The organism is Candidatus Omnitrophota bacterium, assembly GCA_026387175.1.
In the GTDB taxonomy this organism is placed as follows: Bacteria; Omnitrophota; Gorgyraeia; order 2-01-FULL-45-10; family 2-01-FULL-45-10; genus CAIMPC01.
The window spans coordinates 84,499-105,369 of sequence record JAPLME010000011.1; the positions used below are offsets into that span (position 1 = coordinate 84,499).

The 20,871-nt window shown below is 50.1% G+C and carries 24 protein-coding genes; 21 read left to right on the forward strand and 3 right to left on the reverse strand.

Features of this window, described 5'->3' with window-relative positions; all coding sequences use genetic code 11:
- The first annotated feature begins 11 nt into the window (after positions 1-11).
- From purN to NTY76_06670, 7 genes are all read left to right on the forward strand, one after another.
- A complete protein-coding gene (gene purN, locus NTY76_06640; GenBank protein ID MCX5678767.1) occupies positions 12-611 on the forward strand; it encodes a phosphoribosylglycinamide formyltransferase in 600 nt (199 codons plus the stop codon).
- A complete protein-coding gene (gene eno / locus NTY76_06645) occupies positions 608-1,897 on the forward strand; it encodes a phosphopyruvate hydratase (protein ID MCX5678768.1) in 1,290 nt (429 codons plus the stop codon). Before purN ends, eno begins: the two co-directional genes overlap by 4 nt.
- Positions 1,898-1,918: 21 nt before the next feature.
- Entirely contained in the window at positions 1,919-2,194 is a 276-nt protein-coding gene (locus tag NTY76_06650; protein ID MCX5678769.1) for a septum formation initiator family protein, read from the forward strand.
- A gap of 31 nt (positions 2,195-2,225) precedes the next feature.
- Positions 2,226-3,140, forward strand: a complete 915-nt coding sequence (speB, locus tag NTY76_06655; protein MCX5678770.1) for an agmatinase — start codon at positions 2,226-2,228, stop codon at positions 3,138-3,140.
- A 12-nt stretch (positions 3,141-3,152) separates the two neighbouring features.
- Entirely contained in the window at positions 3,153-3,722 is a 570-nt protein-coding gene (locus NTY76_06660) for an arginine decarboxylase, pyruvoyl-dependent (GenBank protein ID MCX5678771.1), read from the forward strand.
- A 96-nt stretch (positions 3,723-3,818) separates the two neighbouring features.
- Positions 3,819-4,517: a hypothetical protein gene (locus NTY76_06665; protein ID MCX5678772.1), complete on the forward strand. Its 699-nt coding sequence runs from the start codon at positions 3,819-3,821 to the stop codon at positions 4,515-4,517.
- A gap of 103 nt (positions 4,518-4,620) precedes the next feature.
- A complete protein-coding gene (locus tag NTY76_06670) occupies positions 4,621-5,064 on the forward strand; it encodes a group I intron-associated PD-(D/E)XK endonuclease (GenBank protein MCX5678773.1) in 444 nt (147 codons plus the stop codon).
- A 433-nt stretch (positions 5,065-5,497) separates the two neighbouring features.
- Here NTY76_06670 and NTY76_06675 read toward each other — a convergent pair whose 3' ends face one another.
- Positions 5,498-6,649, reverse strand: coding sequence for a type III PLP-dependent enzyme (locus tag NTY76_06675; protein MCX5678774.1), 1,152 nt, complete (start codon positions 6,647-6,649; stop codon positions 5,498-5,500).
- 23 nt (positions 6,650-6,672) lie between these two features.
- Entirely contained in the window at positions 6,673-8,127 is a 1,455-nt protein-coding gene (locus tag NTY76_06680) for a saccharopine dehydrogenase NADP-binding domain-containing protein (protein MCX5678775.1), read from the reverse strand.
- A gap of 162 nt (positions 8,128-8,289) precedes the next feature.
- Between NTY76_06680 and purB the strand changes: the two genes are divergently transcribed.
- From purB to amrS, 13 genes are all read left to right on the forward strand, one after another.
- The gene (purB, locus tag NTY76_06685; protein MCX5678776.1) at positions 8,290-9,582 is read left to right on the forward strand and encodes an adenylosuccinate lyase; all 1,293 of its coding nucleotides are present in this window, start codon (positions 8,290-8,292) and stop codon (positions 9,580-9,582) included.
- 16 nt (positions 9,583-9,598) lie between these two features.
- Positions 9,599-10,303, forward strand: a complete 705-nt coding sequence (locus tag NTY76_06690; GenBank protein ID MCX5678777.1) for a phosphoribosylaminoimidazolesuccinocarboxamide synthase — start codon at positions 9,599-9,601, stop codon at positions 10,301-10,303.
- Between the two features lie 21 nt (positions 10,304-10,324).
- A complete protein-coding gene (gene purM / locus NTY76_06695; GenBank protein ID MCX5678778.1) occupies positions 10,325-11,314 on the forward strand; it encodes a phosphoribosylformylglycinamidine cyclo-ligase in 990 nt (329 codons plus the stop codon).
- Positions 11,311-12,606 carry a phosphoribosylamine--glycine ligase gene (gene purD, locus NTY76_06700; protein MCX5678779.1) on the forward strand — a complete coding sequence of 432 codons (1,296 nt, stop codon included), beginning with the start codon at positions 11,311-11,313 and terminating at the stop codon, positions 12,604-12,606. Before purM ends, purD begins: the two co-directional genes overlap by 4 nt.
- A gap of 6 nt (positions 12,607-12,612) precedes the next feature.
- Positions 12,613-13,110: a 5-(carboxyamino)imidazole ribonucleotide mutase gene (purE, locus tag NTY76_06705; GenBank protein ID MCX5678780.1), complete on the forward strand. Its 498-nt coding sequence runs from the start codon at positions 12,613-12,615 to the stop codon at positions 13,108-13,110.
- The gene (locus tag NTY76_06710; protein ID MCX5678781.1) at positions 13,110-13,733 is read left to right on the forward strand and encodes an L-threonylcarbamoyladenylate synthase; all 624 of its coding nucleotides are present in this window, start codon (positions 13,110-13,112) and stop codon (positions 13,731-13,733) included. Before purE ends, NTY76_06710 begins: the two co-directional genes overlap by 1 nt.
- Complete coding sequence (locus NTY76_06715) at positions 13,730-14,194, forward strand: low molecular weight protein arginine phosphatase (GenBank protein ID MCX5678782.1); 465 nt, start codon at positions 13,730-13,732, stop codon at positions 14,192-14,194. The genes NTY76_06710 and NTY76_06715 overlap by 4 nt, the downstream gene beginning before the upstream one ends.
- On the forward strand, positions 14,191-14,643 hold the full coding sequence (gene rpiB / locus NTY76_06720) for a ribose 5-phosphate isomerase B (GenBank protein ID MCX5678783.1): 453 nt from the start codon (positions 14,191-14,193) through the stop codon (positions 14,641-14,643). The genes NTY76_06715 and rpiB overlap by 4 nt, the downstream gene beginning before the upstream one ends.
- 1 nt (position 14,644) lies before the next feature.
- Positions 14,645-15,904, forward strand: coding sequence for a serine hydroxymethyltransferase (locus NTY76_06725; GenBank protein MCX5678784.1), 1,260 nt, complete (start codon positions 14,645-14,647; stop codon positions 15,902-15,904).
- On the forward strand, positions 15,904-16,386 hold the full coding sequence (locus NTY76_06730) for a cytidine/deoxycytidylate deaminase family protein (GenBank protein ID MCX5678785.1): 483 nt from the start codon (positions 15,904-15,906) through the stop codon (positions 16,384-16,386). The genes NTY76_06725 and NTY76_06730 overlap by 1 nt, the downstream gene beginning before the upstream one ends.
- A gap of 114 nt (positions 16,387-16,500) precedes the next feature.
- Positions 16,501-17,370 (forward strand): SPFH/Band 7/PHB domain protein, encoded by an 870-nt coding sequence (locus NTY76_06735; GenBank protein ID MCX5678786.1) that lies wholly within the window; start codon positions 16,501-16,503, stop codon positions 17,368-17,370.
- Between the two features lie 13 nt (positions 17,371-17,383).
- Positions 17,384-17,833 (forward strand): transcriptional regulator NrdR, encoded by a 450-nt coding sequence (gene nrdR, locus NTY76_06740; protein MCX5678787.1) that lies wholly within the window; start codon positions 17,384-17,386, stop codon positions 17,831-17,833.
- A gap of 65 nt (positions 17,834-17,898) precedes the next feature.
- Positions 17,899-18,750 (forward strand): AmmeMemoRadiSam system radical SAM enzyme, encoded by an 852-nt coding sequence (gene amrS / locus NTY76_06745; GenBank protein ID MCX5678788.1) that lies wholly within the window; start codon positions 17,899-17,901, stop codon positions 18,748-18,750.
- Here the strand turns inward: amrS and NTY76_06750 are convergent.
- Positions 18,747-19,760: a peptidylprolyl isomerase gene (locus tag NTY76_06750; protein MCX5678789.1), complete on the reverse strand. Its 1,014-nt coding sequence runs from the start codon at positions 19,758-19,760 to the stop codon at positions 18,747-18,749. The genes amrS and NTY76_06750 overlap by 4 nt on opposite strands.
- A gap of 128 nt (positions 19,761-19,888) precedes the next feature.
- Here NTY76_06750 and hisG point away from each other — a divergent pair, with 128 nt between their 5' ends.
- Positions 19,889-20,773 (forward strand): ATP phosphoribosyltransferase, encoded by an 885-nt coding sequence (hisG, locus tag NTY76_06755; protein ID MCX5678790.1) that lies wholly within the window; start codon positions 19,889-19,891, stop codon positions 20,771-20,773.
- Positions 20,774-20,871 lie beyond the last annotated feature (98 nt).

The following is a 20,871-nucleotide window of genomic DNA, read 5'->3' on the forward strand; positions in this document are numbered from 1 at the left end:
AAGGATACCGAATGAAGATCGCGGTTCTGTGCTCAGGCAGCGGTACCAACCTGCAGGCTATTATCGATAGCGTGAAGTCAGGATATGTACCCGTTGAGATCGCGATAGTCATAAGCGATAAAAAGGATGCCCGCGCGCTCATCCGGGCCAAAGAGGCCGGCATAGAGACGCTCCTTCTGAATGTTAAGGATTTTAAGTCGCGGGAAGATTTCGATAAAGAGATCATTAGGCATTTAAAGAAGAGGAACGTTGCCCTTGTAGTGCTCGCTGGATATATGAGGCTACTCAGCCCGTATTTTATCCGGGAGTACAGGGACAGGATAATCAATATCCACCCGGCGCTCTTACCGTCGTTTAAAGGAACGCATGCAATAAAGGACGCTTTGGAGCATGGAGCGAAGGTGACCGGTGTCACGGTCCATTTCGTTAATGAAAAACTTGACGACGGTCCGATAATATTGCAGAAGCCGGTCGATATAAATGATGATGATAATGAGGAGACGCTTTTGGAACGCGTCCATAAAGAGGAACACAGGCTATACCCGGAAGCGATAAGGTTATTTGCCGCTGGGAGACTGAAAACAGAGGGAAGGAGAGTCAGAGTAAAATGAAGACAGGCATTAAGAGCACCATTGGCAGGGAGATACTGGACTCAAGAGGAAATCCGACCGTCGAGGTCGATGTAGTTTTGCAGGACGGTTCTTTCGGAAGGGCGGCTGTGCCGAGCGGCGCATCCACCGGCGAGCATGAGGCGGTTGAGCTCAGGGACGGCGATAAGGCCAGGTATTCCGGCAAAGGGGTCCGGATGGCGGTATCGAACGTGAACGGCGAGATAAGTAAGGCGGTTAAGGGAAAGGACGCGCTGAAACAGGGCGAGATCGACCAGCTCATGATAGATCTAGACGGCACGCCTAATAAAGGCAGGCTCGGAGCGAACGCGATCCTCGGCGTCTCTCTGGCGGTCGCGAAGGCCGCAAGCGTCTCAAAAGGTATGCCTCTATATAAATATATAGGCGGAACCAAGGCCCATATGCTTCCGATACCGATGATGAATATATTGAACGGCGGCTCGCATGCCGACAATAATGTGGATCTTCAGGAGTTTATGATAATGCCGATAGGCGCCGGCTCTTTCAAGGAGGCCTTAAGATGGGGCGCGGAGGTATTTCATAGCCTGAAGAAGATACTGCATGACAAGAAGCTTTCTACCTCCGTAGGGGATGAAGGCGGGTTTGCGCCGAATCTGAAGTCGAACGAAGAGGCCGTCGAAGCTATTCTCGCGGCTATAGATAAGGCGGGATACAAGGCAGGCAAAGATATCTCTATAGCGCTCGATCCGGCTTCCAGCTCTTTCTACGAGAACGGGAAATACATACTGGAGGCGGAGCCGAAAGTGGAGAACTCCTCGAAGGATATGATCGAGTTTTACGCCCGTTGGGTTTCCGAATATCCTATAGTCTCTATCGAGGACGGCCTGGCCGAAGACGATTGGGACGGCTGGAAGGGCCTGACCGACAGGCTCGGCGGTAAGATCCAGCTCGTCGGCGACGATCTATTCGTAACGAACGTCAAACGCCTCAGAATGGGCATAGAGAAGAAAGTCGCGAACTCGATACTGATCAAGGTGAACCAGATCGGGACCCTGTCGGAAACGCTCGACACAATGGATCTCGCCAAAAAGCATGGTTATACCGCGGTCGTCTCTCATCGGAGCGGCGAGACAGAGGATACGACGATAGCGCATCTTGTCGTAGCCATGAATACAGGGCAGATAAAGACCGGCTCCGTCTGCAGGACCGACAGGATATGTAAATATAACGAGCTCTTAAGGATAGAAGAGGACCTCGGCAAAAAGGCCGTATATGGTAAAGCGATATGGCCTCCTTCGCTCGCCTAATAGACGGCAGGGTGCAGTAGAATGGCGAAAAAAGCGTACAAGACAAAAGTATTGCTTGTAATAGTGGTGCTTATTATAATATTTTTGCCGTCGTTCGCCAGATATCAGGAATTGAATTATAAAAATAAGAGGCTCGACGAGCGTATTAAGTTCCTGAAGAGCGAAAATAAGCGCCTGGAAGAGGAGAAGGCGCGGCTCGAGACCGATATAACGTATATAGAGAAGAGCGCCCGCGAAAAGCTCGGCGTTGTGCGAAAAGGCGAGATAGTGTTGAAAGACATGTCGCCCAAACGATAACTTTAATTAAAAAGGCCCGACCTGAGGATATATGGAAGAAAAAAATACCACATTACCGGTATCTGCGGATGTACAGCTTAAAAATTATCTGGCCCTTGAGGATGAGTATTCCAGTTTTAAGAAGTCCAAGGCCGTTATTCTTCAGGCTCCGTATGACAAGACCACCACATATATTCACGGCGCTGTGAACGGTCCTGCAGCCATAATCGACGCATCCAGGTATATGGAGCGCTTCGATGATGAGCTGAATCAGGAGACGTTCAAGATAGGCATACACACGATGGAACCTCTTGCCATACAGGACCTCTCTCCCGAAAATATGGTCGATAAAGTTTATGCCCAGACCCTGGAATTATTGAAGGCCGGCAAGTTTCCCATGATGCTGGGAGGAGAGCACACCGTGTCGGTCGGCGCGGTAAAGGCTTTTAAGGAAATATATCCCACCATATCGGTGCTGCAGCTCGATGCCCATTACGATCTAAGGGATGTATATTTCGGATCCAGGTTCAATCACGGCTGTGTCGCAAGACGGATCTCGGAGATGTGCCCTATAGTGCAGGCTGGCACCAGGAGTATGTCGAAAGAAGATAGGGAGTATCTGTCCGGAGGCGCGAACGGCAAAGTAAAGGCCATCAGCGTCTATGATATTCTCGAGATGCCTCTATGGAAAGACGCGGTTTCGAATGCCTTGAGCGAGAATGTCTATATCACGATCGATCTTGACGTATTCGATCCGGCGCTTGTTCCCGCCACAGGCACTCCTGAGCCGGGCGGGTTCGGCTGGTATGAGACATTGTCGTTATTGAGAGAGGTCACTAAAGACAAGAAGGTCGTCGGTTTCGATGTCGTCGAATTGTGCCCGATAAAGGGCAATATAGCCTCGGACTTTCTGGCCGCGAAACTTATATACAGGCTCTTGGGCTATATATTCCCGGCCAAGAAATAGTTAAGGATAAATATGATACTCACTCCCCGGAATAACCTGCTGGTGCCGAAGAAGATATTCTTCACCAAAGGCGTCGGCACCCATAAGGCGGAGCTCAGGAGTTTCGAGTTCGCGCTCCGTGACGCCGGCATAGAAAAGTGCAACCTCGTCCATGTATCGAGCATATTGCCTCCCGGATGCAAGGTGATACCCAAGAACGAAGGGCTTAAGGAGTTGTACCCGGGCATGATCACATTCGCTGTCATGTCCAGGTGCACGGGCAATGAGCCGCACCGGCTTATCGCCGCCAGCATAGGCTGCGCGGTCCCGGCGGACCGTAACGCGTATGGCTATCTCAGTGAACATCACGCGTTCGGGCAGAATGAGAAAGTCTCCGGCGACCTCGCCGAAGATCTCGCGGTGGAAATGTTAGCGTCCACGCTCGGTCTCGAATTCGACGAGGATAAGTCATGGGACGAGAACAAGGCCATCTACCAGCTGAGCGATAAGATAGTCCGCACCTCGAACACCACCCAGTCCGCGGTCATCGGCTCGGACGGCAATTACTCCACCGTCATCGCCGCCGCCGTCTTTTTATTCTAATTATTAGCCGTATTTTCGATAAAGATGGTATAATATTTATGTAAGGGATGGAGATTGATTTAATAGTGGCGCTCTTCGCAGCGAAAGGGGGCAGCCATGAAGAAAATAATAGGGCAGTTATTAGGGCTTGTTTTAGGTGTCATAATCATCTCGCAAGTATTCTTCGAATATGGGGCGGTCAAGGCTGTAGACGAAGACCCCTCATCCGCATCGCAAGAAAAATCCGCTGAACTTGTCACGCCGCGAGGCACCATCTATGTAGGGATGAAAAAGGAGGACCTGGAAGATATCCTCCAGGAATGGAATCGCAAGTTCGCGCCCAATTATGTCCTTAATAAAGGATGGCTGATCTATCGGGACATCACATCCAACAATCCAAATGACACGATAACTATCTATACCACCTCCGGCAAGGTGACCGGATGGGATAGAAGCTATGTTCCGTCGCCCGAAAACAAGGGCTCAAAGTATGAATACAGAGAGGGGGAGCGCATAGATGTGTGGTTCTTCCCCAAAGAGAAGTCGAGGTGGAACGGATACGAATTGAATATACTGGACTGGAACAAGCTCATCAGGCTCCAAAAAGTTATGTTTTTACTCGAATATGTGAAGCAATTAAACGAGGAATATAAAACAGACATAAGCGTGGATATCAATAAATACATCCTGGCTATGGATTTCTATGCCAGCAATTTCCCCGAAGCGGGCAAAGGGGTCGCCGCCGTTAGCGGCGTTAACAGTTTATTGATAAGCGACGGCAAGGCCAAACCTTTGCCGAAGACACAAACCCAATAATACAAAAAATACCGATAAACTTTAAGCTTGCAATTGACGGCGGATGCTGTATAATCGAGTCATATTGCGGGGTGGAGCAGCCTGGTAGCTCGTTGGGCTCAATATGGATACAAAGCTCAAAGCTGATATTGCAGAGTCTGCTGTTGTAACCGCGCTTTTGAAAAAGGGTTTCCGGGTATTAAAGCCAGTAGGCGATCGATTGCCGTACGATTTGGCGGTCGATGTAAACGGGAGGCTTATCCGGATACAAGTAAAAAGTGCGTGGCACTATAACGGCAGTTATACGGTTGACACCCGCAGAACAAAGACGAATCGCCGAAATATGCGTCGCGCATATTATGGCGATAACGACTTTGACTTTGCAATAGTATACATTGACAAATTGAGTGTGTTTTACGTAATTCCGCTGTCCGCTTTTTCCACGTACAAGAGTGGTATTACATTAGTGGAAAATGTGAAGCGGCAACGTAAACCTCGATCGGCGATGTATAGAGAGAGATGGGATTTGTTATCCGCGTGGGCTGTTCAGCCGGAGACGGCTGAATGAAACCTGTCAAATTCGGTGAAGCCTGAAATGGTAACGCCGAGCCAAGCTATGAACTATTCATCATTAAGGGTTCATAGAAGGTGTAGAGACTAGACGGCAGGCATCCTAGAAAATAGGATGAAGGCATAGTCCGGACTACGAATCTACAGGATGATCTGTAGAGCAGCGAAAGCTGAAGTAGTATGCATAACCCAAAGGTCGTCCGTTCGAATCGGACCCCCGCTACCAAATTTCGGCCTCACTACGACCCCTGAGCTAACTACTCAGCAGGTCTTGTGAGGCCTCAATTTTTAAAGGGGAAAACCTAAGGTTTTCCCCTTTAATGTATCCCTTTTCCTTAAAGGAATATCGGTCAAAACGGCAAGCATTACTTTACATAAGAGGATGGAAAACATTTCCCTTCTCTTAAGATCTCATCCCTTTAAATTGGAAGTTATTTGTTGATATGTATAACTTTGGCGGGAGGGAAGCCGTTGAAGTAAGTGCTTGAGGCGTGAGAGTACGCTCCTATATTCTCGGCATAGACAAGGTCGCCTATCTCCAGCTCCGGAAGCTCTTCAGCTATCGAGATCGTATCGAGCGCGTCGCAGGTCGGCCCGAATACGGCCGAGACCTTCTTCTCGCCGTCCTTGAATGCCTTTATCGGATATGTGCAGTGGTCGAATATGACTCCCGAGAAGGTGTGATAGATGCCGTCGTCGATATAGTAACATTTCTTTCCGTCGCGGACGGCCTTGCCTATTACTTTGGCTACCAGAGTGGCGGCGGTGGCTATCATGAACCGCCCCGGCTCTGCCAGTATCTCAATATCTTCGGGGAAGAGCCTCTCTATCTCAGTATTCAGCATTTTGGCCAAAATCTTAAAGGACTTTGACTTATTGTTGTAACGGACCGGGAAACCCCCTCCGATATCGAGTATCTTTATTTTATGGCCGCGCGACTCCGATTCTTTGAATATGGATGCGGAAAGCTGCAGCGCCTGCATGTAGTTCTCGAAATTATTGCACTGGCTTCCGACATGGAAGCTGATGCCCTCGACGACTAGGCCCGCCTTGAACGCCTCCAGGATCAGATCGACCGCTTCGCCGGGATGAGCCCCGAATTTAGAGGATAGCTCCACCATCGAGCCCGTGTTAGGCACTCTTATTCTCAGGCACAGCCCCGCATGAGGGCAATGAATTTTTATCTTGCGCAATTCCATAATATTATCATAAGTTACCAGCGGCTTGAACTGGTCGAGCTTGTGAAGTGTCTCGATCTGCTTTATGGTATTTGCGTAGATGATCTTATCCCAGATGAAGTCCTGGCGCTTCTTGGCCGGCAGATTTTTTATATTATCATAGACGATCATGAACTCCGGGAAGGATGCCACGTCGAAGCTGGCGCCCATCTTATAGAGGGTCTTTACGATCTCAGGAAGGGAATTGGCCTTAACGGCATAGTATGCCTGGACACGGGGCAGGCTCTCTGTAAATTCTCTGTAATTCTGCCTTATCTTTTCATGGTCCACAATGAATACGGGCGTGCCGTGTTTTTCAGCGATCCTTTTAAGGCTGTTTATATATCGGGTAGATCCTTTTGCCATCTTAATATCCATCCTTAAGTCTGTTATGGTTTAAACAGGAAATTCTGGAAACACCAGATGTTTTTAACGTCAAGCTGGGCCGCTTTATTTTCTTTAAAGAATACCTGGTAGTTCGATAGCGGCGTCCAATCGGAAGCCTCCGAGACCAGCTTGCCCAGGTATGGTTCCGCTATATTAAGCACGAATTTGTGCGGAAGATCGTCGGGTATGCAGATGCTCTTTTTCGGATTGCCTATCATCCACATGACGGCGGATACAACGCCTATCGCTACCTGCATTGTGGTGGCGTTCTGGTGGGGGACGAGGCGCCTCGATTCATCGATCGAGAGCACGCTTCCCGTCCACCATGAATTATACTTGTGCCCCATCAGCAGGGCGCCGAGTATGTCATCGCCGCAGACTATCTCATCGTTCATGATCCTCCATTTCGGCTGGAGCTCATAGTTCCTGGCGCGAAGTTCATGCAGAGACGAGATCGTCTCATGACACGGCATATACGCATAGTGGACGGTCGGCCTGTAAACGGCCTTTTCATCTTTCCATACGGTGAGGCGGTCGGATATCCCGAATGCCTCACCATGCCGTATGACCATTCCGATTATTTCCTCATGAGGTATCCAGGACCTCACCCAGGTATTTATTCCCATCTGCGCCAGGAATATCTGATTCTTAGGCCCGTAGTGCGGAATATGGGCAAGGGCGGGAAGCTTTTTTTCATGGGTGCCCCACCCCATTTCGGCAGGGGATATGCCCTCCTCCCTTAATCCTTCGATGGACCATGTGCCTACGAACTCATCGACCTCTTTAGGTTTGTTGGCTATCTGGGTATCGCGCTCACTGCAGTGAATGGTCTTGACGCCAAGCTCCATCGCCAGATGAGCGAAGTCATCGCCCTCGAGATATTTCTCGAGAGCTTTTACGGACCCTTTCGGAGTCGTCTTATCCTTTACCGCCCTGCCGGCGATATCGACAAGGCCCTTCTTCGTAAAATGCGATATCAGTCCCGGGTTCGCCCCGTGGTCTACGACCGCTGTTGTGGCATCGCCGTTCCATTTAGACGCCATATCGCGGATCACCATCTGCCTGTAATAGAGGGATTTCTGAAGAGGCGTCTTTTCGTGTATATCCGCGTATGGATCCCAATCCTCGACGGAGGTATTTACATACAGCACCTTGTTGTCATGGCACCATGTAAGGATATCGGTGCAGCCGATGTTCCAGGCCAGGTCTATGATAAGGCCGCCTGTCCCGACGTGTTTTGCGAACTCCTGGGCCATGTTCATAGGAGTGATCTTTGTCCGGAAATACTTCACACCCTTATCGGTCCACTCTTTGATGGCGCCGGTATGATCGGCGAAATCTATAACGGTGACATTTGCGTAAGGAATTTTGATATGTTTAAACAGGATCGGCAGCGTGCATTTTGAAACAGAGCCATAACCTATCACAAGAACTTTGTTTCCGAACTCTATCATCATTCCCCCTTAGATAATTTTAAAAATATCAATGAATAGATTTATATGCGCTACATTTTACATTGATAAGCGCCGCTATGTCAATAGCGAATACGGCTGTTTTCTTTAATTGACACGCTAATTTTTATACTATAAAATATTATATCTAAAACAAAAAGGGACAATATGATAGAGAGATATTCATTGCCAAGGATGGCCGCGATATGGAGTGATGAGAGCCGCTTCCAAAAGATGCTCGACGTAGAGATATTCGCCTGCGAGGCGCAGGCCCGGCTCGGCAGGATCCCGAAAGCGTCTTTAGCCGAGATACGGAGGAAGGCGCGGTTCGATGTAGAGAGGATAAAGGATATAGAGGCCTCGACCAACCACGACGTGATCGCCTTTATAAAATGCGTATCCGAATACGTAGGAGAAGACGCTAAATACATACATATGGGGCTCACCTCCAGCGATGTGCTGGATACCGCCTTATCCGCACAGATGCAAGGCGCCTGCGATATTCTGATCGACGATGTGAAGAAGCTGATGCGCATCTTAAGAGGCAAGGCGCACCGCCACAAGAAGACGCTTATGATAGGCCGCACCCATTCGGTGCATGCGGAGCCGATGACGTTCGGCCTGAAGATGGCGCTCTACTACGATGAGATGGGCCGCAACCTGGACAGGCTGAAAAGAGCGCGCGACATAGTAAGCGTCGGAAAAATATCGGGCGCCGTCGGGACCTATGCCAACATAGACCCGTTGGTCGAAGCATACGTCTGTAAGAAGCTCAGGCTTAAACCCGCCCGTATCTCCACCCAGATACTGCAGCGCGACCGTCACGCGGAATTCCTGACAGTCATCGCTATCACGGGGACCTCTCTCGAAAAGTTCGCTACGGAATTCAGGAACCTGCAGCATACCGAAATAGGAGAGGTGGAGGAGTATTTCTCCAAGGGCCAGAAAGGCTCGAGCGCGATGCCGCACAAGAAGAATCCGATCACCTGCGAACGCATCGCCGGGCTCGCGCGGGTCCTGCGCGCCAATTCCATGGCGGCCATGGAGGATATGGTGCTATGGCATGAACGCGACATATCGCACTCTTCCGCGGAGAGGATCATCCTCCCGGACTCTACGGTGCTTCTGGACTATATGCTGAACAAGTTCATAGACATAACGGCTCACCTTGTCGTGAACGCGGACAGGATGCTGGAGAATATGAATAAATCGGGCGGCATCGTATTCTCCGGAAAGCTTCTTTTGGAGCTGATAAATAAAGGCCTCACCAGGAATGAGGCTTATGACAAGGTCCAGGCGGTAGCATTTGTCGCCAAGCGCGATAACAAGACCTTTAAAGAGGCCCTCTTAAATGATGAAGGTATCCGCTCGATACTGTCAATGGGTGAGATAGAGGATATATTTGATTTCAGATATCACGTGAAGAATGTGGATAAGATATTCAGGCGGGTGGGAATTTGAACGGCAGCGGAGGGTTATGGAAAAATTAAAGCAGATCTATGAAGGCAAGGCCAAAAAGTTATTCGAGACAAAAGATCCTGACCTTCTGATCCAGGAGTTCAAGGACGATGCTACGGCATTCGATGCCACGAAGCGCGGCACCATAATGAATAAAGGGGTGATTAATAACAAGCTTTCAGAAAAGATATTCGCTCTCCTCGAGAAGAAGGGCGTGCCCACGCATTTCGTGAAGAGGCTCAACGACCGCGATATGCTCGTCAAAAGGGTGAAGATAGTGCCGATAGAAGTGACTATGAGGAATATAGTCGCCGGCGGGATGTCGAGGCTGTTAGGGATAGAAGAGGGCATTATACTAAAAGAGCCCGTCCTAGAATATCATTATAAAGAAGATAAATTACATGATCCGCTGATAAATGAGTATCATGTGAAGGCGCTCGGGATAGCTACCGATAAGGAGCTTAAGACGATCGATAAATATTCGTTCAAGATAAATGATGAGCTGAAGAAGTTCTTCGATTCGAAAGGGCTGATCCTCGTAGATTTTAAGCTCGAATTCGGCCGCTATAAAAATAGTATAATACTGGCGGACGAGATATCGCCCGATACATGCAGGCTCTGGGACAAGACGACGAAAGAGAAGCTCGATAAGGACCGGTTCCGCCGCGACATGGGCAACGTCGAGGAAGCGTATCAGGAAGTCCTCCGTAGAGTAATGGAGTAAGCGAAGGGGATTATGAAGCGGATCACTTATAAGACAGCGGGAGTAGATATTGATAAGGCTAATAAGCTTGTGACGGACTACAAGCGCTTTGCCGCCGCCACGAAGATAAAGGGCGTAATGAGCGGTATCGGATCTTTCGGTGCGCTATTCAGGCCCGATTTCAGAAAGTTCAGGGACCCTCTCCTTGTCTCCTCCACCGACGGCGTAGGCACAAAACTTAAGATAGCGTTCCTTGCCGATAAACATGACACGGTCGGAATAGACCTTGTCGCTATGAGCGTGAACGATATCCTGTGTTCGGGCGCCAGAGGATTATTCTTTCTCGATTATATCGCGACCGGCAAGATCCGCTCGAACGTGCTGAAGGACGTTGTTAAAGGTATCTCAGTTGGCTGTAAAGAGGCGGGCTATGCGCTCGTCGGCGGCGAGACAGCGGAGATGCCGGGCATGTATGCTGAGGACGAGTATGATCTGGCCGGATTTGGAGTGGGCATTGTGGATAAGAAGGACGTGATCGACGGCACAGGGACCAGGCCGGGCGATGTGGTCCTGGGGCTGGAGTCAAGCGGCCTGCACTCGAACGGATATTCTCTTGTCCGTAAAGTGTTGAGTCAAAAAGAGCTGAAATTATATTCCAGGGAACTGCTTAAACCCACACGGCTTTATGCCAGACATGTGCTTGCGCTTGCCGGGAAAGTGAAGATAAAGGGTATAGCCAATATAACGGGCGGCGCGTTCTATGATAAGATCCCGAGAATAATACCGTCGGGCATGGCCATCGAAATATCGAAAGATTCCTGGAAGACGCCCTGGATATTCGACCTGATAAAGAAGAGGGGCGGCATAGATGACAGGGAGATGTACAGGGCACTCAATATGGGAATAGGCATGGTCCTCGTAGTAGACCGGCAGTCCGTCGATAAGGCGCAGGCGTCGCTTGGCAATACCGGATTGAGGTCCCACGTTATAGGAAGAGTCCTGAAGGGCGACGGAAAAGTAGAGATATTATGAGGATCCTCTTAATCGGTTCCGGCGGAAGAGAGCATGCGCTTGCCTGGAAGATAGCCAAAAGCCCGAAATGTGAAAAGCTATATGCCTCCCCCGGAAGCGACGGAATGTCCGGCATAGCGGAGAGCGTCAACATAAAAGCGGATGACATTAACGCCCTTTTGAATTTTGCGAGAACCAATAAGATAGACCTGACGGTAGTCGGTCCCGAAGCGCCCCTTGTGGCGGGTATCGCGGATCTTTTCCAAAAAGCGGGCTTAAAGATATTCGGCCCGACAAAAGAGCTTGCGCGGCTTGAAGGCAGTAAGGTCTTCGCTAAAGAGTTAATGAAGAAACTCGGAGTCCCAACGGCGGACTTTAAAATTTTCGATAAATATGAGGACGCGCTCGATTATCTGACGGCAAAGGGCGCGCCGGTCGTTATAAAGGCGGATGGCCTTGCCGCGGGTAAAGGCGTGATGGTCTGTAAGACGATCGCGGACGCGAAGGCCGCTTTAAAGACAATAATGGTCGACAGGGCCTTTGGCTCTTCCGGCGATAAAGTGATAATCGAAGATTGCCTGGCCGGCGAAGAGGCGTCTATAATAGTTGTGTCCGACGGAAATAATGTCGCCGCGCTTGCTTCTAGCCAGGACCATAAGAGAGTATTTGACGGTGACAAGGGGCCAAACACCGGAGGTATGGGAGCGTATTCTCCGGCGCCTATAATTACGGATGACCTGTTTAAGAAGATAATGGATACGGTGATCAATCCTGTGATAAGCTATCTGGCGCGTGAAGGCAAACCGTATAAAGGCGCCTTGTATGCCGGTATCATGATCACCGATAAAGGGCCCTATGCGCTGGAGTTCAATGTTCGTTTCGGGGACCCCGAGACCCAGGCTATTATGCCGAGGCTTAAGTCGGACCTGGTAGAGCTGATCGAGAGAGCAGTCGACGGGAATCTCGGCTCTTACAAGCTGGAATGGGATCCGAGGCCGTGCGTTTCTGTGGTGGCAGTCTCGGGCGGTTATCCGGGAGACTACGCGAAAGGTATGGAGATAAAGGGCCTGGACCAGGTTTCCGGGATGAAAGATATAGTCGTGTTCCACGCCGGCACGAAATTGGGTAAACGCGCCACCGACGGCAAAAGCCTCTTTATTACCACGGGGGGGCGTGTATTAAATATCACGGCGCTAGGCGGCGATTATGAATCCGCCATAGGCCGTTGTTATGAAGCCGTCAGGACCGTACATTTTGACAGGATGCACTATCGCACCGATATTGCTTCCAAAGCCGTTAGAATAAGGAGATGACCATATATGAAAAAGAGGCCGCTTGTAGCGATAATAATGGGAAGCGATTCTGACTTAAGCGTTATGAGCGAGGCGGTGAAGGTGCTGAAGGAGAACAGGATATCATACACTGTAAAGATCCTGTCGGCGCACCGCTCGCCTGAAGATACGGCTAAGTTTGCGCGTTCGGCGCGCAAGAGCGGTTTTAAGGTCATAATCGCGGGCGCGGGCGGCGCGGCCCACCTGGCGGGAGTCATAGCGAGCCTCACGACGCTGCCGGTAATAGGCGTCCCGATGGAGACGAAAGAATTAAAGGGTATAGATTCATTGTTTTCGATAGTCCAGATGCCATCGGGCATTCCCGTCGCCGCCGTGACCATAGGGAAGACCGGCGCGAAGAATGCCGCTATACTTGCGCTGGAGATATTAAGCTTAAGCGACGCCAGGATCGAAAAGGGTCTGGCGAAATTTAAAAGGTCCCTGGCCGATAATGTGCGGAAGAAGAACTCGAGCCTGAAATTTTAATGGTTTCGTCCAGGACGCTGGTAATAAAGATAGATCCTGATAAACCGGATAAAGATGTGATCGCCTACAGCGCGGGGGTCATCCGAAGCGGCGGCATAGTGGCTTTCCCTACGGAGACGGTATACGGCCTCGCCGTGAACATGCTGGACGATAAGGCGATAAAGAAGCTGTACAGGATCAAGTCGCGTTCGCGCGGTAAGCCTTTCACGGTCCATATAGCGGATGTGGGGCTCATAAAGAAGATGGGGTGCCGCGTCACTGGAACCGTGGGCCGGCTCATTAAAAAATTCTGGCCGGGGCCCCTTACGATAATATTGAATTCGAAGGGCGGAAAATCTGTGGGCTTCAGGATGCCGGCGAATACTGCGGCTCTCGAGCTGATATCGGCTTCGGGCGTACCGGTGGCAGCGCCCAGCGCCAATATAAGCGGCAGAAAGCCTCCGACTAGCGCCAGAGGCGCGTTAAAGGACCTGGATGGCAAGATAGACATAGTCCTGGACGCCGGGCGCACAAAGGTCGGCATAGAGTCTACAGTTATAGATATGACCGTGTCTCCTCCCGCGATATTGAGAGAGGGAGCGATAAGTTCCAGGATGTTGCGGAAGGTATTAAATTCCAGATGAAAAAGTCCGTATTATTCGTTTGCACGGGTAACACATGCCGCTCTGTAATGGCAGAGGCCATTTTACGCAAGCGTCTCGATGAGCTGGGCAAGAAAGAGATCGAGGCGCACTCGGCCGGCATAAGGGCATTGAACGGCCTCTCTCCGTCCGAAGAGACTATTGAGGTCATGAAGGAAGAGGGCGTTGACGTTTCAGGTTTCAGGACCAAGAATATCACGGTGGATATGATAAAGAAGGCCGACCTTATCCTTGCGATGGAAGACGCGCATAAAGATGAGATATTAGCCCTTGCGCCGGCGGCCAGATCCAAGACGTATCTATTAAAGGAATACGGAAGTTCGCACGCGTTTAATTCCAGGGGTCACGGCATTGACGATCCGATAGGGAAACATGTCGAAGAATACAGGATCATCCGGGACGAGATAAAAAGGGAAATAGAAAGGTTCGTGGGAAAATTATGAAAATCGCAATCGGCAGTGACCATGGCGGTTATGAATTGAAAGAGGGCCTGATAAAGTTTATGAAGGGCGAAGGCTATGAAGTGATCGATTTTGGCGCGCACTCTAAGGATCCTTGTGATTATCCTCTGATAGGTTTTGAGGTCGCCAAAGCTGTGGGTGAAGGAAAGGCCGCGCGCGGAGTGCTGATATGCAAGACCGCTATAGGCATGGTGATTATAGCGAATAAGGTCCACGGCGTGCGCGCGGCGGCCTGTTACGATGTCGAGATGGCGAAGTCGGCGAAGGAACATAATGACGTTAATGTGCTGGCGCTCGGGTCAAACTATATGGATCTCGCCAAGGCCAAAGAGATATTAAAGGCATGGCTTGCCGCAAAACATTCCGAAGAACGCCACGCCAGGCGCGTGAAACAGATAAAAGATATAGAGTCAAAAATAAAGGGGCATTAAAATGGACGGTTTAAAGAAGAGAGATCCCGAGATCTACAGGGCCATTCTCGACGAGACGAAGCGCCAGAACGGGAACCTGGAATTGATAGCGAGCGAGAACTTTGTCAGCGAGGAAGTCCTTGAGGCCCAGGGCTCTACCCTCACCAATAAATACGCCGAAGGCTATCCTCATGCCAGATGGTATAACGGCTGTCATAACGTAGATATAGTGGAAGAGCTGGCGATAGAGCGCGCGAAAAAGCTATTCGGCGCCGAGCACGTTAACGTGCAGCCGCATTCCGGCACTCAGGCCAATATGGTCATATATTTCGCGATGCTCAACCCCGGAGATACGGTCCTGGCGATGGATCTCGCCTGCGGAGGCCATCTGTCGCACGGCCACCCCCACAATTTTTCCGGCAAGTTTTATAAGATGGTGCCTTATGGCGTAGACCGCAAAACAGAGATGCTCGATTACGATCAGATAGAGGCTCTCGCGAAAGAGCATAGACCCAGGATGATACTTGCCGGCGCCTCGGCCTACCCGAGGACGCTTGATTTTAAACGATTCCGGCAGATAGCGGATTCTGTCGGGGCGTTCCTATTCGTGGATATCGCCCATATAGCGGGACCCGTGGCGGCGGGGCTCCATCAGAATCCCATTAATTACGCCGAATTCGTTACCTCGACGACGCACAAGACGCTGCGCGGCCCGCGCGGCGGTTTTGTCATGTGCAGAAAAGAATTTGCCAAGAAGATCGACTCAGAGGTATTCCCGGGCCTCCAGGGCGGTCCGCTGATGCATGTGATCGCGGCCAAAGCGGTGTGCTTTAAAGAGGCGCTTGCTCCGGAATTCAAAGTTTACCAGCAGCAGATACTTAAGAACTCCAAGACGCTCTCCGGAGAGATGGCGAAGCTGGGATATCGGATAGTGGCCGGCGGTACGGATACCCATCTCTTTCTCGTGGATCTCACGAACAAGAATATCACGGGCAAGGAAGCCGCGACCGTCCTGGACAAGGCCGGCATCACCGTTAATAAGAATCTGATACCCTATGATACGAAGTCGCCTTTTATCGCAAGCGGAGTGCGTATCGGCACGCCTGCTGTCACTACGCGCGGCATGAAGGAACCCGAGATGGAGACGATAGCTCATCTGATCGATCAGGTCTTATCGGCTCCCAGCGACGAGAGCGTTATAGTGAAGGTCCGTAAAGAGGTAAAACGCCTGGTGGATGAATTCCCCCTGTATAAAAATAGGCTAAAGGCCATGGAGCGATAATGGAGAAGAGAACGCGCAGCTTAAGACCGGCAGCCGTCAGGCCGACATGGGATGAATATTTTCTGGAGATCGCGGATCTTATATCGCGAAGGAGCACCTGTTTAAGGCGCCGGGTGGGCGCTGTTCTCGTAAAAGACAAGAGGATACTTGCGACAGGTTACAACGGAGTGCCGTCGAAGATACGCCACTGCGCCGAGGTCGGGTGCATACGCGAAAAATTGAACGTGCCTTCCGGCGAGCGTCATGAGCTCTGTCGAGGGCTGCATGCGGAGCAGAATGCGTTCCTGCAGGCCGCGCTCCACGGGACGAGCGTTAAAGACGCTTCTCTCTACTCCACTACACAGCCGTGCGTCATATGCGCTAAGATGATCATAAATGCCGGTATTAAAGAGATCGTGATATGCGGCGATTACCCCGATAAGATGTCTAAGGACCTGCTCCGTGAGGCGAAGATAAAGATTCGGGTGGTAAAGCAGTTATAAGGCCGATGTCAGAGACATCGGCACTTAGCCTGCAATACGGCTGAATAAACTAGGCCGATATCAGAGATATCGGCACTTAGCCGACAATACGGCTGAATAAACTAGGAGGCAGTTATGAGAGGTATTATATTTCTAGTAGGCGTGGCTTTTGCGGTGATATTTCTAATGGGAATAAGGATCGTGAGACCTACGCGCCGCGGGCTCATAGAAGTGCTCGGTAAATACGCCGGATTTGCCCAACCCGGATTTCATTGGATAATGCCGGGGATATCCAAGATGTATCTTGTCAACACTACCGAGCAGATGATGAACGCGGAGCCTCAGGAGATAATAACGTTCGATAACCTGAACGCGAGAGTCGATGCTCAGGTGTATTTCAAGGTAAAACAGGACGAGGAAAATGTAAAAAAGTCCCAGTATAATGTAAATAATTACGAATACCAGATAGTTAATCTGGCCAGGACGACCTTAAGGAATATAATAGGCACCCTGACCCTGAAATCCGCGAATAGCGAGAGGGACAGGATAAATAAAGAATTATTGAGAACGCTCACGGCCGAGACCGCCAGCTGGGGGATAGATATAGTAAGGACCGAACTCAAAGAGATAGATCCGCCGAAGGATGTACAGGAGACGATGAATAAAGTGGTAAAGGCGGAGAATGAGAAGATAGCGGCCGTGGATTTCGCGACTGCGGCTGAGACATTCGCCGACGGCACAAAGAGAGCGGAGATCAAGAAAGCCGAGGGCATAAGGCAGGCGAGGATACTGGACGCTGAAGGCGAGGCCAAGGCCATAGCGTTGGTCAACGAGGCGGCCGAGAAATATTTCATCGGGAACGCGCAGCTATTAAGGAAGCTGGAGGCGATGGAGAAGGCGCTCCAGAATAACACGAAGATCATAGTCCCGTCCGGCTCCGACCTGGTGAACGTCGTCAGCGAGCTCGCGGGCGTACTACCTGTAAAGAAGCCCGCAAAAGAATAGAATCGAGTGAGTTATGCGATGTCCCTATTGCGGTAACAGGAACGACGGAGTGATCGATTCGCGCGTGGCCAGGAACGGCTCAAGCGTGCGGCGCCGGCGCGAGTGCCTGAAATGTAAGAAACGTTTCACGACATATGAGTATGTGGAGCGCGTGCCGCTCATGGTCATAAAGAAGGATGGCCGGCGCGAAGGTTTCGAGCGCGAGAAGCTGATAAAGGGCATACTCGTGGCCTGCGAAAAGCGCCCCGTGAGCATGAAGCGCATCGAGAAGCTCGTGGATGATATAGAGAAATATATCGAACGCAAGCACGACCGCGAGGTCGCGTCGCGCGAAATAGGCGAGCTGGTCATGCAGAAGCTGCACGAGCTCGATGAGATAGCATACGTCAGGTTCGCTTCGGTCTACAGGCAGTTCAGGGATGTGGGCCAATTCATGAAAGAGCTTAAACGATTTTTGAAATAGGGCCGATGTCGGAGACATCGGCACTTAGCCTGCAATTCGGCTGAATAAACTTGGAGGGGGCTTCCTTGAAAGAGGCGCTCTACTATGAAAAGCTCGGGTCTGGTAAAGTCCACTGCCACCTTTGCCCTACAGAATGCGTAATAGCGCCCGATAAACGGGGCGCTTGCGGCGTGCGAGTAAATAGGGACGGTACCCTCTATTCCGAGATATACGGCAGAATAACCTCCGCCTCGCTCGATCCCATAGAGAAGAAACCCCTCTACCATTACCATCCCGGAGAATATATATTTTCAATCGGCACAAAAGGTTGTAATTTTCACTGCGACTTTTGCCAAAACTGGCAGATATCCCAGGATCCCGACGCGCGCACAGATGGCATTACTTCGGAAGAAGCGGTAACCAGGGCAAAGGAGAGCAGCTCGTTCGGAATAGCTTATACATACAATGAACCCTTTATCTGGTATGAGTTTGTCTTCGAAACGGCAAAACTGGCGAAGAGCAGTAATTTAGAGAACGTCCTCGTAACGAACGGCTATGTGAACATGGAGCCTCTGGAGGCGATGCTTCCCTATATAGACGCGATGAACATAGACCTGAAGGCATTCAATGAGGGTTTTTACAGGAAGATATGCGGAGGGAGGCTCGAGAAGGTGCTCGAGGTTATAAAGCGCGCTAGCCGCGATTGCCATGTAGAGCTTACTACGTTGATCATACCGGGATTAAACGATTCGGATGAAGAGATGAGGAAAGAGGCGGAATGGATCCGCGATAATGTCGGCCCCGAAACCCCGCTACACTTGTCGAGATATTTCCCCTGCTACAAAATGAAACTTCCGCCCACACCAGTGAAGACGCTGGAACGCGCGCGGGAGATAGCCATGGCCAGCCTGAAATATGTGTATCTGGGCAATGTCTAACGGTAATACTTATCGTAATCCTTAAAGTCTATATTGACCGTGCTGGCCTTTTCGAGGCCTCTCAGCCAGTTTTCGATATATCGTGTCTTCTTTAATTCGATAAGTTTTTTCGAATAACCATCTTTTTCTTTCTTGAATTTCTCTTCATCGAACTTCTCTCTTCCGGAAACCCTGAATATTATCGCGCCTTTCTCCATTTCGATAGGGGTGGAAACTTCATCAGGTTTTAGCGTGCTTGCGGTCTCTATCAAGGGGCCGACCTCTCCGATACCTTCGATAGTTTCGCCTTTGGAGAAGAATGCGGATTCTTTAACATTGAGGGCAAGTTTTGCCGCGGCCGCTTCAAAGCTCAATTTTTCTTTTGCCATAAGGTCTTTAAGTTTACTGTACCCTTCGCCGGCAGCCGGCGCTGCGGGAAAATCGATATAGGAGATCTTGAGTTTGTCGTTTATTTTTCCGTATGACTCCGCGATCTCCTGGTCGGTCACTTTGATATCTTTAGTGAGCCGGTCGTTAAATTTCTGGATCTCGAGGTTACCCCTCATCATCTCTTCGAACATTCTCGGTTCAAGGGCCATATTGTTTCTCAGTATATAGCCGTACATCCTGTCATCGAAATAACCGCCTCTTAGGAATAAAGGCTGGCTCCGTATAAAATTTATAACTTCAGCATTTGAGACCTTCATCTTTGCCTTCCGGGCTTCTTTGGCCATGATCAACCTGTCCCACGCGAGTTTTCCGAGAAAAGCGTTTGACTTCAAAAATGTATCCATAACTTTCGGCTGGTTGAAATAATTCAATATTATCTGGCACCTTATTGCGGCAATGCTTTCCGCGAAGTCGCCGAAAGATATCTTTTTGCCATCGATGAGCCCGACAAATTTGGGCCCCTTATCTTTTGATCCTCCGCCTGCGCCTGTGCCCCATAGGACGAACGCGGGGAGTATGAGTATCAAAAGTCCCCAAAGCACTATTTTAGCCACATTTTTATGCCTGAATAGCTTAAGCATCTGTTTCTCCTTATCGGTTGGATACGATTATATTTTATTTCGCCCCTTTCTTCAAGATAAAAGACGGGACGAACTTACCTTGACTTTTATATCCGTATTATGTAGAATTAATCAAAATAGGAAATTATATGAAACAGACGAAGACTAAGCTTAAACTCGGCCTGCCCAAGGGAAGCCTGCAGGATTCCACTGTGAAGATGTTCAGGAAGGCGGGTTTTTACGTCAATATCAGCGAGAGGTCCTATTTCCCGTCAATCGATGACAGCGAAATAGAATGCGTGCTCTTTAGGGCCCAGGAGATGGCCAGATATGTCGAGGACGGGATCCTCGATGTCGGTATAACAGGTAATGACTGGATACTGGAGAACGGTTCGGACGTGGTAAGGGTTGCCGAGCTTATATATTCGAAACAGTCGATGCGCCCGGTGAGATGGGTGCTGGCGGTTCCGGAAGCTTCGAAGATAAATAGTGTAAAGGACCTGAACGGCAAGTCCGTGGCGACCGAGCTCGTCGGAGTTACGAAGAGATACCTTAAGAAGAACAAAGTCAAGGCGCGGGTGGAATTCAGCTGGGGGGCGACAGAGGTTAAGGCCATAATGGGTGTAGACGCTATAGTTGAGGTCACCGAGACGGGATCGTCCTTAAGGGCCAATAAACTGAGAGAGGTGGCCACCATTTGCGAGTCCACCACACAGCTCATAGCCAATCGCAAGAGCTGGATGAACCCATGGAAGCGGAATAAGATAGAGAATCTGGCCCTTCTTCTGAAGGGCGCGATACTCGCCGAAGATAAGGTGGGCTTAAAGATGAACGTCGCCAAGAGAAATCTGAAGGCGGTGCTCAGCCTTCTACCGGCGATGAAGAAGCCCACTATAGCAAACCTTACGGATCCGGACTGGGTAGATGTCGAGACCATAATAGACGAGAAGGTGGTCAAGCATCTTATACCTGACTTAAAGAGAGCGGGCGCGGAAGGCATTATCGAATACCCGCTTAATAAAGTCATATATTAAATCGACCGTTAGGGGGTGATCACGAAATGCCTTGCGGTAGAAAACGCAAAAGAGCCAAGATGGCGAAGCATAAGAGAAAAAAGAGAATGAGAAGAGAT

Bases quoted from the DNA above. Each gene is read 5' to 3' on its own strand.
- NTY76_06650 (MCX5678769.1), top strand. From the start codon at position 1,919: ATGGCGAAAAAAGCGTACAAGACAAAAGTATTGCTTGTAATAGTGGTG.
- NTY76_06675 (MCX5678774.1), bottom strand. From the start codon at position 6,649: ATGGCAAAAGGATCTACCCGATATATAAACAGCCTTAAAAGGATCGCT.
- hisG (MCX5678790.1), top strand. From the start codon at position 19,889: ATGAAACAGACGAAGACTAAGCTTAAACTCGGCCTGCCCAAGGGAAGC.
- rpiB (MCX5678783.1), top strand. From the start codon at position 14,191: ATGAAAATCGCAATCGGCAGTGACCATGGCGGTTATGAATTGAAAGAG.
- nrdR (MCX5678787.1), top strand. From the start codon at position 17,384: ATGCGATGTCCCTATTGCGGTAACAGGAACGACGGAGTGATCGATTCG.
- NTY76_06750 (MCX5678789.1), bottom strand. From the start codon at position 19,760: ATGCTTAAGCTATTCAGGCATAAAAATGTGGCTAAAATAGTGCTTTGG.
- NTY76_06690 (MCX5678777.1), top strand. From the start codon at position 9,599: ATGGAAAAATTAAAGCAGATCTATGAAGGCAAGGCCAAAAAGTTATTC.
- NTY76_06730 (MCX5678785.1), top strand. From the start codon at position 15,904: ATGGAGAAGAGAACGCGCAGCTTAAGACCGGCAGCCGTCAGGCCGACA.
- NTY76_06670 (MCX5678773.1), top strand. From the start codon at position 4,621: ATGGATACAAAGCTCAAAGCTGATATTGCAGAGTCTGCTGTTGTAACC.
- NTY76_06665 (MCX5678772.1), top strand. From the start codon at position 3,819: ATGAAGAAAATAATAGGGCAGTTATTAGGGCTTGTTTTAGGTGTCATA.
- purD (MCX5678779.1), top strand. From the start codon at position 11,311: ATGAGGATCCTCTTAATCGGTTCCGGCGGAAGAGAGCATGCGCTTGCC.
- NTY76_06735 (MCX5678786.1), top strand. From the start codon at position 16,501: ATGAGAGGTATTATATTTCTAGTAGGCGTGGCTTTTGCGGTGATATTT.
- purN (MCX5678767.1), top strand. From the start codon at position 12: ATGAAGATCGCGGTTCTGTGCTCAGGCAGCGGTACCAACCTGCAGGCT.
- purE (MCX5678780.1), top strand. From the start codon at position 12,613: ATGAAAAAGAGGCCGCTTGTAGCGATAATAATGGGAAGCGATTCTGAC.
- NTY76_06710 (MCX5678781.1), top strand. From the start codon at position 13,110: ATGGTTTCGTCCAGGACGCTGGTAATAAAGATAGATCCTGATAAACCG.
- purB (MCX5678776.1), top strand. From the start codon at position 8,290: ATGATAGAGAGATATTCATTGCCAAGGATGGCCGCGATATGGAGTGAT.
- NTY76_06680 (MCX5678775.1), bottom strand. From the start codon at position 8,127: ATGATGATAGAGTTCGGAAACAAAGTTCTTGTGATAGGTTATGGCTCT.
- eno (MCX5678768.1), top strand. From the start codon at position 608: ATGAAGACAGGCATTAAGAGCACCATTGGCAGGGAGATACTGGACTCA.
- NTY76_06725 (MCX5678784.1), top strand. From the start codon at position 14,645: ATGGACGGTTTAAAGAAGAGAGATCCCGAGATCTACAGGGCCATTCTC.
- NTY76_06715 (MCX5678782.1), top strand. From the start codon at position 13,730: ATGAAAAAGTCCGTATTATTCGTTTGCACGGGTAACACATGCCGCTCT.
- speB (MCX5678770.1), top strand. From the start codon at position 2,226: ATGGAAGAAAAAAATACCACATTACCGGTATCTGCGGATGTACAGCTT.
- NTY76_06660 (MCX5678771.1), top strand. From the start codon at position 3,153: ATGATACTCACTCCCCGGAATAACCTGCTGGTGCCGAAGAAGATATTC.